Below are 11,659 nucleotides of genomic sequence, written 5' to 3' on the forward strand. Positions count from 1 at the left end.
AAGCCGTTTTAAAAATCAGGTTATCTCTCATGGCGTCTTTATCTATTCAGGAACGTAAGCGTTTACGTCAAATTGGACATGCATTAAACCCGGTTGTAATGCTTGGTGACAAAGGCTTAACTGAATCTGTAGTTGAAGAGCTAAATCGTGCCCTTAATGATCACGAACTCATTAAAGTAAAAGTGGTGGCTGAAGACCGTGAAGCACGTGCAGCACTCATTGCTGAACTTTCAGAAACTACAGGTGCTGAAGTGGTACAAACTATTGGTAAAATTGCGCTGCTTTACAAGAAAGCACCAAAGCAAAACCAGAAGTTATCCAATCTTGTCCGTTTTGCCCATCTTTCTAACTAAGTACAGGATTTATGGCCAGTTACGAACTCAGCGCATTTGATCGCCGTTTTCAGGCAATCTCATTGGTCGGTGCCATCGAACAGCAAAATCCATGCAGCTTGAATGTCGGATTTTGGTTGCGCGATCCCAACCAGTACGTGCTGTGGCCAGAAATGGTTACTGCATATCCCCGTCGTAATTTTTTGTGGGAACAGACCTGCTTTGAAATCTTTATCGGGGTTCAGGGTGAAGATTATTATCGTGAAATCAATCTCTCTCCTTCTCAGGCTTGGCAAGCCTATCAGTTTGAGGAATATCGCTATCCGGAAGATATGCCGCCACCTGCTGCATACGATATCGAACTGGATCAGCTTAAACGCACCCATTATGGTCTGAATGTCAGTCTGGATCTGACCGAGTTTATGGTTGAACATAAACTTAAATGGGCAGACCTGTTTATTGGTCTGACAGCAGTATTAAAAACCTCACAAGGTGATCAATACTTTGCGATGCAGCACAGCAGTCCAGAAGCAGACTTTCACAATAAATGGGATTGGCTGCATGTCTTTTAATGCAGATTAAAAGCATTTGCTGGATAACAAAGATATTAAAAAACGTGAGCATTAAAGTCTCACGTTTTTTATGGGCTTTTTCGGCTCATCCGCTCAAAGTTCGCTGTTATAGCTTGAAGAAAATATTCGCCTATATTTTCTCTACGCGATTCAGGTCAATATTAAATTGAAATAACTAGCCTGCACTCAACACTTAGGACTGACTACTTTAATAATAATTTAACCGTTATTTAAGCTGATAAACTTAGGATTAGTTTTAATTGTTTTCGATAGTTTAGTGATGTAAGCGGTAATTGTCCTGCACTGATTTTACCGCGGCATAAAAAATTACAGTTAACGTGAAGATGATCAGGATAATCGTTCCAAAAGCTAGTCCAAAGAATCCCAGACATAACATCATCACACCGAGATAAAGTGCACGCATCAACCAACTTTCCAGATTAAGCATCATAATCAGCGTCAGTAAACAAAGTACACCTGCAAAATAATGCTGCTGCATCGTGACCCCCTTTCATTATTATTGTGAGTCCGTTTTGCCTCAAAAAGACAAAGGAGAACGTATCCAGTTCTCCTTTCATGCAATTTAAGTCAGCGTCTTCCCTTAACTCTTCAGCTCAGGGCTTTTTTCTGAACTTTCAGCTTTTACCATGGGTTTGACCTTTTTCAGAACTTCAATGGTACTGTCTTTTGAGCGCTTGAATGTACCAGTCAGATGCTCTTTATGTTTGGTCGAGATCTGGCTGACATCTTCTTTCAGTTCCTTACCCATATTGGATAAGTCTTCAATGACTGCAGTAAATTCGGTTTTGATAAAGCTGGTTAATTCAGTCAGTTCTTTTTGCGAACCAAATAACTGCTCTTTCAAAGTATCGATCCGTTGCAACAGATCCTGTTTCAACTGACGTAACTGCTCCTGCACAGTATCACCCAGCTGTTTCGCTTCGAGTTCAAGTTTCTCTTTGCTTTCTTCGATGGTTTCCACCACCTGTTCTTTGGCTTCAGCTGCTACTTTTTCAAGCTGTTCAGTCGTTTCTGAAACCACGGTATTGATCTTTTTCTTGGATTGGGAAGATTTCGCTGCTGTAGTCATGTGTCTTATTCCTATAGTTATATTACGACTCATCCATATTAGTAGTTTTGATAAAAATTAAGATTTGATTTGTTAGACAATTCTTAATTGCTTACATTTTTTTACGTTGTTCGTAAAACAGACTTTCAAGCAAAAAGCAAGCCATTTATCTCATACTTTTGCTGTAAAGCTATTGGACTTAGGGGGTGGTTCTGCGTATAATGCCGTGTTAAGTTCAAGCGAGCAGACATAGGAGGGTAGGTTTAAAAATTAACCTTCCTTTTTTTTCGTCTACTCGCTTTTTTACAGCCTAAATTTCAGGAGCTTTGGTTTGAGCACCCCAGCAATTTTAGCCCTTGCCGACGGAACTATCTTTAAAGGTACTTCAATTGGCGCATCGGGTTGTACGACTGGTGAAGTCGTTTTCAACACTGCCATGACTGGCTATCAAGAAATTTTGACTGATCCTAGTTATGCACAGCAGCTTGTAACGCTAACTTACCCACATATCGGTAACACAGGTTGCAACGAAGAAGACGCTGAATCAGGTCGTATTCATAAAGTATGGGCAAACGGTTTAATTATCCGTGACCTTCCTTTACTACATAGTAACTTCCGTGCGAATCAATCACTCGGTGATTATTTAAAACAGCACAATGTAGTTGCCATTGCTGACATCGACACGCGACGATTAACTCGAATTTTGCGTGATAAAGGTGCACAAAACGGTTGTATCCTTGCGGGTGAAAACATCACTGAAGAAGAAGCAGTCGAAAAAGCACGTGCATTCGGTGGTTTAAGTGGTTTAGACCTTGCGAAAGAATGCTGTGATCCGACCGGTTTCGAATGGACTGAAGGCTCATGGGCACTTGGCAAAGGCTTTACTCAACCTGAACTTAAATTCCATGTGGTTGCATACGACTACGGTGTCAAAACCAACATCTTGCGTATGCTCGCAGACCGCGGCTGTAAATTGACTGTGGTGCCTGCACAAACTCCTGCTGAAAAAGTACTTGCGTTAAATCCAGATGGCGTATTCCTGTCAAATGGTCCTGGCGATCCAGCTGCATGTGACTACGCAATTGAAGCTGTAAAAACAATTGTTGAAACAACTGAAATTCCAGTATTTGGTATCTGCTTAGGTCACCAGATTCTTGCTCTTGCATCGGGTGCTAAAACGGTAAAAATGCCGCACGGTCACCATGGCGCTAACCATCCTGTACAGAACATCGAAACTGGTACAGTGATGATTACTTCTCAAAACCACGGCTTCGCAGTGGATGAAAGCACCCTGCCTGCGGTATTGCGTGTGACTCATCGCTCACTGTTTGATGGTACAAACCAAGGTATCCATCGTACAGACAAACCTGCGTTCAGCTTCCAGGGTCACCCTGAAGCAAGCCCTGGTCCACATGACTGCGCACCATTGTTCGATCATTTCATCGAACTTATCGAAGCATCTAAGAAGTAATTAAGGAAGCATCATGGCTAAACGTACTGACATTAAAAGCATCTTGATCATTGGTGCTGGTCCGATCGTCATCGGTCAAGCATGTGAGTTTGACTACTCAGGTGCTCAAGCATGTAAAGCGCTTCGTGAAGAAGGCTACCGCGTTATTCTGGTGAACTCTAACCCAGCGACCATTATGACCGACCCTGCAATGGCAGATGCGACGTATATCGAACCGATTACCTGGCAGACTGTTGCAGCAATCATTGAAAAAGAACGTCCAGATGCTGTGCTTCCAACGATGGGTGGCCAGACTGCACTGAACTGTGCCCTTGCACTGGATGCCAACGGTATTCTTGAAAAATACAACGTTGAACTGATCGGCGCGACCAAAGAAGCGATCGAAAAAGCAGAAGACCGTAAACTGTTTGACGAAGCAATGCGTAAAATTGGTCTGGAATGTCCAAAAGCTGCGATTGCTGAATCTATGGAAGAAGCACTTGAGATTCAAGCGCGCTTCGGTTTCCCCGTGATTATCCGTCCATCATTTACGATGGGTGGTTCAGGCGGTGGTATTGCTTACAACCGTGAAGAATTCCTGGAAATCTGTGAACGCGGTTTCGACCTCTCTCCTACTCACCAATTATTGATCGATGAATCATTGATTGGCTGGAAAGAGTACGAGATGGAAGTTGTTCGTGACAAAAACGACAACTGTATCATTGTATGTGCGATCGAAAACTTTGACCCAATGGGCGTACACACCGGTGACTCGATCACTGTTGCGCCTGCACAAACACTGACTGATAAAGAATACCAGTTGATGCGTAATGCATCTTTAGCAGTTCTTCGTGAAATCGGTGTTGAAACGGGCGGTTCTAACGTTCAGTTCGGTATCAACCCGAAAGATGGCCGTATGGTGATCATCGAGATGAACCCGCGTGTATCGCGTTCATCTGCACTGGCATCTAAAGCGACTGGTTTCCCGATTGCGAAAATCGCAGCGAAACTGGCTGTTGGTTATACCCTTGATGAGCTGAAAAACGACATCACTGGCGGTACAACTCCAGCATCGTTCGAACCAGCAATTGACTACGTTGTTACCAAGATTCCACGTTTCAACTTCGAAAAATTCCCGCAAGCTGATGCGACACTAACTACACAGATGAAATCTGTAGGTGAAGTTATGGCGATTGGTCGTAACTTCCAGGAGTCTGTGAACAAAGCACTTCGCGGTCTTGAAGTTGGTGCAACTGGTTTTGATGAAAAAATCGAAGTGGGTACTGAAGGTGCGCGCGAGAAGATTCTTCAAGAACTTAAAGTTCCAGGTCCAGAACGTATCTGGTATGTGGCTGATGCATTCCGTCACGGTTTCACGCTTGATGAAGTATTTGCGGCAACCAATATTGACCGCTGGTTCCTGATCCAGATCGAAGACATCGTTAAAACTGAAGAACAAATCAAATCTTTAGGTTTTGGTGATCTGAACGCTGACAATATCCGTTCATTTAAACGTAAAGGTTTATCTGACCATCGTATTGCCAACCTGATGGGTATTTCACAAAAACAATTCCGTAAGCACCGTTGGAACCTGGGCGTCACTCCAGTCTACAAACGTGTGGATACATGTGCAGCAGAATTCGAATCTGATACTGCTTATATGTACTCAACTTATGATGAAGAGTGTGAATCTAATCCGTCTAACCGTGACAAAATCATGGTGATTGGTGGCGGTCCTAACCGTATTGGTCAAGGTATCGAATTCGATTACTGCTGTGTACATGCTGCCCTGGCAATGCGTGATGACGGTTATGAAACCATCATGGTGAACTGTAACCCTGAAACGGTTTCAACTGACTATGACACGTCTGATCGTCTGTACTTCGAACCGATTACACTTGAAGACGTTCTTGAAATCGTACGTACTGAAAAGCCTAAAGGCATTATCGTGCAGTACGGCGGTCAGACTCCACTGAAACTGGCTCGTGCTTTGGAAGAAGCTGGTGCGCCGATTATCGGTACATCTCCAGATGCGATTGACCGTGCAGAAGACCGTGAACGTTTCCAACAAATGATTCAACGTCTGCAACTTCGTCAACCGAACAACAGCATCGTAAAATCTGCTGAAGAAGGTATGGCAGAAGCAGCTAAAGTGGGTTATCCACTGGTTGTACGTCCTTCATACGTACTCGGTGGTCGCGCAATGGAAATCGTGTATAACGACGAAGAATTAAAACGCTACTTACGTGATGCTGTACAAGCATCGAATGAAGCGCCTGTTCTTCTGGATCACTTCCTTGATGATGCGATTGAAGTTGATGTGGACTGCGTATCTGACGGTAAAGACGTTGTGATCGGCGGTATCATGCAGCACATTGAACAAGCCGGTATTCACTCTGGTGACTCTGCATGTTCGATTCCTCCATACTCATTGTCTGAAGACGTGCAAAACGAAATGCGTCGTCAAACCATCGCTATGGCTAAAGAGCTTGGCGTAGTGGGCTTGATGAACGTTCAGTTTGCGGTTAAAGGCGATGACGTTTACATTCTGGAAGTGAACCCTCGTGCTTCTCGTACGGTTCCGTTCGTTTCTAAATGTATCGGTGAATCTTTAGCAAAAGTGGCTGCACGTTGTATGGCTGGCCAATCTCTTGAGTCTCAAGGCTTTACTAAAGAGATTATCCCTGCTCACTTCTCTGTGAAAGAAGCAGTATTCCCATTCAACAAATTCCCTGGTGTTGACCCGATCCTTGGCCCTGAAATGAAATCAACAGGCGAAGTGATGGGTGTTGGTAAAACATTTGGTGAAGCATTCTACAAAGCTGTTCTAGGCTCTAACGATCGTTTACCAGGTCTACCAACTGAAGGCGAAGTGAAACATGCATTCATCTCTGTACGTGATTCTGATAAACCACGTGCGGTAGGTATTGCGAAGCAGCTTGCTGACTTTGGCTTCAAGATTCTTGCGACTGGCGGCACATACGATGTGATTAAAGCTGCAGGTATTGAATGTGAACGTGTAAATAAAGTAACCGAAGGCCGTCCAAACATTGTAGACCGCTTGAAAAATGGTGAAATTCACCTCATTATCAATACCACTGAAGGTAAACAAGCTCAGCAGGATTCATTCTCAATCCGTCGCTCTGCGCTTCAAGGTAAGGTATACCATACCACTACCCTGAATGGTGCTGATGCTGTATGCCAAGCTTTAGCAATTAAATTGCCGATGGATGTATATCGTTTGCAAGATTTAACAATAGGTTAATTCGTTACTGAGAAGTCCCGTCACCTTCTCGGTGGCGGGCTTTTTTTCATTTATAGACTTTCATTTTTATTACTGAGGGACAACTATGCAACGTTATCCTATGACTCCCGAAGGCAAACTTGCCTTAGAGAAAGAATTACACCAACTGAAAACTGTGGATCGTCCACGTATTACTGCAGCGATTGCAGAGGCACGTGAGCATGGGGATTTAAAAGAAAACGCAGAATATCATGCAGCACGTGAGCAGCAAGGTTTCTGTGAAGGCCGTATTCAGGACATCGAAGGTAAACTGGGCGCTTGCCAGGTGATTGATGTTAAAGAACTGGAACAAAACGGTCGTGTAGTTTTTGGTGTCACTGTGACTATTGAGAATCTAGACACTGAAGAGCGCAAAACTTACAAAATCGTGGGTGATGACGAAGCAGACTTTAAGATTAACAAGATCTCTGTGAACTCTCCGATCGCGCGTGGACTGCTGGGTAAAAACGAAGGCGACGATGTGAAAATCGTGACTCCACAAGGTGAAGTTGAATACGAAATCGTAAGCGTTGAATATATCTAATATTAAATAGATATTTTAGGCTGTAAGACCCCTCACATGAGGGGTTTTTTATTGAACCTAGAAAGTTCTATCGACTTTATTTTAAGAAGCCAGACGCCAATGCTTCAAAGGCCTGTAAAGCCTGAGATAAGACCTGTGCAGGATCCTCACTAGAAGCGACCCACAGTGCTGCATTCATTGCTGCACCATTGAGCAAGACTGCTGCAGCAAGTGCATCGACTGGTTTTAATCTACTTTCAGCCAGTAACTGTTCTACACATTCACGTGTCGACTGCAGGCATTTATTTTGACTTGGCCAATGTGCGGGGTCCCCTAATACTGCCGGACCATCACGTAGCACAATCCGTTGAAACTCAGCATTTAATGCATGTTCGATATAGGTACGCCCTTCAAGCATTAATCCTTCCCACAGATCATCAGGCTGCTCCAGATGTTGCCCGGCATATTCAGCCATTTCTGAATCAATCTGATCGACCACGGCGGCAAACAAGCCTTTCTTATCTCCAAAATGATGGTATAGCGCACCCCGGGTCAGCCCCGCTTCTGCCGTGAGCTTATCCATGGAAGTGTTCGCATAACCGTATTCAGCAAATGCACGACGTGCGACTTCTATGAGCTTTTTGCGGGTTTCCGCCATTTTTTTTTCACGTACAGACATATGTTGTTTCCATCAGCATTGTGAAAAATTTTAATTGACATACGCCTCGTATGTCAATTATGTTTACATACGAAGCGTATGTGAAGATTTGAACTGCTTTCTAAAATACGTATAAATTAAAATTGAGCGAGGATTATCATGACTAGAACTGTAATATTCCCCCAAGATCGCCATGCTTTGTATGAACAACATGGTTATTCTGCTGCGATCAAATCAGAAGATTTATTATTTGTTTCTGGTCAGGTTGGTAGCCGTGAAGATGGTAGTCCTGAACCTGACTTTGAGAAACAGGTAGAACGAGCCTTTGAAAACCTGGCTGCTACATTGGCAGCAGCCGGCTGTACTTTCGATGATATTGTCGATGTCACAACTTTTCACACCGATCCTGAACAGCAATTTGAAAGCATTATAAAAGTTAAAAACCAGATTTTTACGCAAAATCCCTATCCAAATTGGACCGCTGTAGGCGTGACTTGGCTAGCGGGGTTTGATTTCGAAATCAAAGTCATTGCGCGTATCCCTCAATCCGCTAAGGCAATGTAAAACTTAATCCTGCAATCAGGTTAGTTATTGAATGGGATTGTTCTCCAGCTTGAAGATCAATTCGCTATAATGGCGTATTCCTTATTTTTGTATCCCGGTTATGGCTGAAAAGTTGATTAATTCCCCTGTGAACCATTGGTGCGAGTTCGAATTCATCTCAAAAACAGTGAAGAATCCAAATATTCATATTAAGGGCAATTACAGTTATTACTCAGCCTATTGGGATCAAGGTTTTGAGCGTTGTGTGGTGCGTTATCTGCATGACAAGCCAGCTACACCAGAGAAACCGATTGACCAGCTTTATATCGGTAATTTTGTCTGCTTTGGCGCAGAATGCGTGATTATGATGGGTGGTAACCAGTTACACCGTACTGACTGGATTTCAGCATTTCCGTTCGATACACGCAGTTTTGTGCCTGCTGGCGACACAGTCATTGGAGATGGATGCTGGATTGGCTCTCGTGCCATGATTATGCAAGGCGTGACACTCGGTGAAGGTGCTGTCATTGCTACAGGTGCAGTCGTTACCAAAGATGTACCACCTTATGCTGTTGTCGGTGGTGTACCTGCCAAAATTATTAAATACCGCTTCCCTAAAGAAGATATAGAAAAACTGCTTTTACTTAAGCTTTATGACTTAGATGAAAAGCAGTTTTTAAAGATGCGTGAACAGTTGCAGACAGATGATGTGGTTAGCTTAGTAAATTTTATATCTAATTCATAAAATTACAGTCCAGTTTTTATATAATTCATCCAAGATTCAATAAAATCACTAGTTTTACTCAAAGGGCTTATTGAAAATGCAGACAAATACTCTATGTACTTACTTTCTTTCCAACTAGCATCATCTCTAATTCGCTCAATATTATGATGCTCATGAATAAAGCTACTCATAAAAAAATCTTCAATTTTATAATCCCATTTCAATATATCTCGCACCCATGTAGTATCAGTAATTGCATCAAACTTAGTATCAAAACTTAAATTAAGGTTATGTTTTTTCATAAAATCCCTCTTATTTAAATACAGATTATTAGATAAGATTTTAATAATTATTTCAAAATACCTAATATAATCATGTTGTACTGATAACGGTGTTAAGAGGTGGTCCCACATGTTTGAACAACTAAAAGCTTATTTATAAGTGATACTCTGCTCTAGTTAAGCTATCTTATTTTGTTGTGGTAGCTGGTCATAGTAAAACTCATCTGGAGTCATTTTATCCAGACTCGAATGAGGTCGTTTCAAATTATAAAATTCAAAATATGCGTTTAATTGCTTCTTCGCATCCAAAACATTGCTGTAGGCTTTGAGATACACCTCTTCATATTTAACGCTCCGCCATAATCGTTCAACCATCACATTATCAACCCATCGACCTTTACCATCCATACTGATTTGAATGCCATTTGATTTCAATACATCAATAAATGCATCACTGGTAAACTGACTGCCTTGGTCTGTATTAAATATTTCAGGTCGACCATATTTTTCAATAGCTTCATTTAATGTTTCTATGCAAAATGTAACCTCCATACTAATCGATACTCTATGCGCAAGTACCTTGCGGCTATGCCAATCAATCACAGCACATAAATAAACAAAGCCTTTTGCCATAGGGATATACGTTATATCCGTAGACCACACTTGATTACTGCGCTGAATAGCCAATCCTTTGAGCAGATATGGATATTTGCGGTGAGCTTGATTAGCCTGGCTTAAATTTGGTTTGCAATATAACGCATTAATGCCCATTTTCTTCATTAAAGTACGTGTATGACGTCGTCCTATATGATGTCCTTGACGATTCAACAAATCACGCATCATACGGCTACCTGCAAAAGGGTATTGCATATGTAACTCATCCATACACCGCATCAGCTTCAGATCTGATGCACTCACAGGTTTTGGGCGATAGTAATAACAACCACGGGAGACTTTCAGCAGCTGAGCTTGCTTAGATACTGAAATCTGAAGTGAGTCATCGATTAACTTTTGTGGTTGAAGCGGCCCAGTTTCTTCAACACACCTTCTAAAAAATCAATTTCTAATGCCTGCTCACCGATTTTTGCATGTAGTTTTTTTAGATCGATGGGTGGTTCTGTTGGAGCTTTTGATTGATCGAAAGCTTGCGAGGAAGCTGAAATCAGTTGATTTTTCCAGTCGATAATTTGGTTTTGATGAACATCAAATTCAGCACTCAATTCAGCAAGTGTTTTTTCTGCTTTAATCGCAGCAAGTGCTACCTTAGCTTTAAAATCATTTGAATGATTTCTTCTTGGTCTACGTGCCATAAAATACTCCATATATTGATGTTTATAACATCATTTGGGGAGCAAAATATCACTTATAAGTGTTGTTCAAATTTCCTGATCCACCTCTGTTATTACTAGGCTAATAAGAATTAAATTCTTGTTAGTTTCATTTGTCCTTAATAAAGCGTATTGATTTAGCCTTTTAACCAACTCTCGCGGATTTAATTTTTTCTCTAATTGCAAAGCTAAAACCCAAAAATAGAATTCGTTCACTTCATCTTTATTAGCTAACTCTCCTATTCGAAAGAGTTGTTCTTTGATAATATTTTCATAATTTTTTTCACGATCTTCTGAAGAAAGATGTACTGTAAAATCAATAAATTTTTCTAAATGATCGCCATTCATCTCCGCTTCATAACCATACACACTTTTGATAGATTGTAATAATTGTGGCTTATTCATTACTAAAACAAAAACAATTTTTGGAATATCAAAAAAGTGCTTAATTCTTTCAATTAGACGAATTGCAAAATCTGGGCGACAGCGATCTAACTCATCAATAATAAAAACTAAAGGTTTTTCTAGCTGTGATGCAAGTTGAGCAAGCTCTTTTTTAAAATCTTGAATTGTTTGTTTTTCAATATGATGATTTTCTATTTTCTTTTCGATTTGTTCCTTTACCTTAGATGCTATCTCATTACTAGCAACATCAAAAACATCCTTTCCCTCATCATAAACTGCTTTTATTGTCTCGCCTGCCCCACCTAAACCTATCCAGTGCATTCCAGCTTTAGCTGCAATCATTGGTATTACAGCTGCTAGAGAAATTAAAACCGAGGCAGTCTTTGAATTAAAATCATAGGACTTACGCACTATTATTTATAGATTTTCTGTGGCAGCAGATGATTCTTATCGAGAATAAATTCATCAATAAAGTTCTTGATAATTGGTCT

At 41.4% G+C, this 11,659-nt stretch carries 13 protein-coding genes; 7 read left to right on the plus strand and 6 right to left on the minus strand.

The features are described 5' to 3' along the window. Positions 1-29 precede the first annotated feature (29 nt). Positions 30-353 (plus strand): ribosome assembly RNA-binding protein YhbY, encoded by a 324-nt coding sequence (gene yhbY / locus F897_RS14050; protein WP_004784797.1) that lies wholly within the window; start codon positions 30-32, stop codon positions 351-353. Positions 354-364: 11 nt separating this feature from the next. After that, positions 365-904: a DOMON-like domain-containing protein gene (locus F897_RS14055; RefSeq protein ID WP_005236818.1), complete on the plus strand. Its 540-nt coding sequence runs from the start codon at positions 365-367 to the stop codon at positions 902-904. A 274-nt stretch (positions 905-1,178) separates the two neighbouring features. Here the strand turns inward: F897_RS14055 and F897_RS14060 are convergent, their stop codons facing one another. Together F897_RS14060 and F897_RS14065 are read right to left on the minus strand one after the other, a co-directional pair. Beyond that, on the minus strand, positions 1,179-1,403 hold the full coding sequence (locus tag F897_RS14060) for a hypothetical protein (RefSeq protein ID WP_005236819.1): 225 nt from the start codon (positions 1,401-1,403) through the stop codon (positions 1,179-1,181). Between the two features lie 102 nt (positions 1,404-1,505). Beyond that, the gene (locus F897_RS14065) at positions 1,506-1,994 is read right to left on the minus strand and encodes a hypothetical protein (protein ID WP_005236821.1); all 489 of its coding nucleotides are present in this window, start codon (positions 1,992-1,994) and stop codon (positions 1,506-1,508) included. Positions 1,995-2,304: 310 nt separating this feature from the next. Between F897_RS14065 and carA the strand changes: the two genes are divergently transcribed. The 3 genes from carA (at position 2,305) to greA (ending at position 7,250) form a co-directional block, all read left to right on the plus strand. Then, on the plus strand, positions 2,305-3,444 hold the full coding sequence (gene carA, locus F897_RS14070; RefSeq protein ID WP_005236823.1) for a glutamine-hydrolyzing carbamoyl-phosphate synthase small subunit: 1,140 nt from the start codon (positions 2,305-2,307) through the stop codon (positions 3,442-3,444). A gap of 13 nt (positions 3,445-3,457) precedes the next feature. After that, on the plus strand, positions 3,458-6,688 hold the full coding sequence (carB, locus tag F897_RS14075) for a carbamoyl-phosphate synthase large subunit (protein WP_005236825.1): 3,231 nt from the start codon (positions 3,458-3,460) through the stop codon (positions 6,686-6,688). An 85-nt stretch (positions 6,689-6,773) separates the two neighbouring features. After that, complete coding sequence (greA, locus tag F897_RS14080; RefSeq protein ID WP_005236827.1) at positions 6,774-7,250, plus strand: transcription elongation factor GreA; 477 nt, start codon at positions 6,774-6,776, stop codon at positions 7,248-7,250. A gap of 76 nt (positions 7,251-7,326) precedes the next feature. Here the strand turns inward: greA and F897_RS14085 are convergent, their stop codons facing one another. Beyond that, positions 7,327-7,908, minus strand: coding sequence for a TetR/AcrR family transcriptional regulator (locus tag F897_RS14085; RefSeq protein WP_005236829.1), 582 nt, complete (start codon positions 7,906-7,908; stop codon positions 7,327-7,329). Positions 7,909-8,046: 138 nt separating this feature from the next. Here F897_RS14085 and F897_RS14090 point away from each other — a divergent pair, with 138 nt between their 5' ends. Then, complete coding sequence (locus tag F897_RS14090; RefSeq protein ID WP_005236831.1) at positions 8,047-8,451, plus strand: RidA family protein; 405 nt, start codon at positions 8,047-8,049, stop codon at positions 8,449-8,451. Between the two features lie 100 nt (positions 8,452-8,551). Continuing rightward, the gene (locus F897_RS14095) at positions 8,552-9,175 is read left to right on the plus strand and encodes a CatB-related O-acetyltransferase (protein ID WP_005236833.1); all 624 of its coding nucleotides are present in this window, start codon (positions 8,552-8,554) and stop codon (positions 9,173-9,175) included. A 2-nt stretch (positions 9,176-9,177) separates the two neighbouring features. Here F897_RS14095 and F897_RS14100 read toward each other — a convergent pair whose 3' ends face one another. The 3 genes from F897_RS14100 to F897_RS14115 all read right to left on the minus strand — a co-directional run bounded on the left by F897_RS14100 (position 9,178) and on the right by F897_RS14115 (position 11,510). Beyond that, positions 9,178-9,456: a hypothetical protein gene (locus F897_RS14100; protein WP_005236835.1), complete on the minus strand. Its 279-nt coding sequence runs from the start codon at positions 9,454-9,456 to the stop codon at positions 9,178-9,180. Between the two features lie 156 nt (positions 9,457-9,612). Further along, a protein-coding gene (locus F897_RS17185; protein WP_224213997.1) for an IS3 family transposase occupies positions 9,613-10,745 on the minus strand; the annotation gives its coding sequence in 2 pieces (ribosomal slippage) (positions 9,613-10,493 and positions 10,493-10,745; 1,134 coding nt in all). Positions 10,746-10,811: 66 nt separating this feature from the next. Beyond that, entirely contained in the window at positions 10,812-11,510 is a 699-nt protein-coding gene (locus F897_RS14115; RefSeq protein WP_005236839.1) for a KAP family P-loop NTPase fold protein, read from the minus strand. Positions 11,511-11,659: the final 149 nt, after the last annotated feature.

The organism is Acinetobacter variabilis (assembly GCF_000369625.1).
GTDB lineage: Bacteria > Pseudomonadota > Gammaproteobacteria > Pseudomonadales > Moraxellaceae > Acinetobacter > Acinetobacter variabilis.

Excerpts from the sequence above, each read along its gene's own strand:
- yhbY (WP_004784797.1), top strand. The coding sequence starts at position 30 with ATGGCGTCTTTATCTATTCAGGAACGTAAGCGTTTACGTCAAATTGGA.
- F897_RS14055 (WP_005236818.1), top strand. The coding sequence starts at position 365 with ATGGCCAGTTACGAACTCAGCGCATTTGATCGCCGTTTTCAGGCAATC.
- F897_RS14060 (WP_005236819.1), bottom strand. The coding sequence starts at position 1,403 with ATGCAGCAGCATTATTTTGCAGGTGTACTTTGTTTACTGACGCTGATT.
- F897_RS14065 (WP_005236821.1), bottom strand. The coding sequence starts at position 1,994 with ATGACTACAGCAGCGAAATCTTCCCAATCCAAGAAAAAGATCAATACC.
- carB (WP_005236825.1), top strand. The coding sequence starts at position 3,458 with ATGGCTAAACGTACTGACATTAAAAGCATCTTGATCATTGGTGCTGGT.
- greA (WP_005236827.1), top strand. The coding sequence starts at position 6,774 with ATGCAACGTTATCCTATGACTCCCGAAGGCAAACTTGCCTTAGAGAAA.
- F897_RS14085 (WP_005236829.1), bottom strand. The coding sequence starts at position 7,908 with ATGTCTGTACGTGAAAAAAAAATGGCGGAAACCCGCAAAAAGCTCATA.
- F897_RS14090 (WP_005236831.1), top strand. The coding sequence starts at position 8,047 with ATGACTAGAACTGTAATATTCCCCCAAGATCGCCATGCTTTGTATGAA.
- F897_RS14095 (WP_005236833.1), top strand. The coding sequence starts at position 8,552 with ATGGCTGAAAAGTTGATTAATTCCCCTGTGAACCATTGGTGCGAGTTC.
- F897_RS14100 (WP_005236835.1), bottom strand. The coding sequence starts at position 9,456 with ATGAAAAAACATAACCTTAATTTAAGTTTTGATACTAAGTTTGATGCA.
- F897_RS14115 (WP_005236839.1), bottom strand. The coding sequence starts at position 11,510 with ATGATTGCAGCTAAAGCTGGAATGCACTGGATAGGTTTAGGTGGGGCA.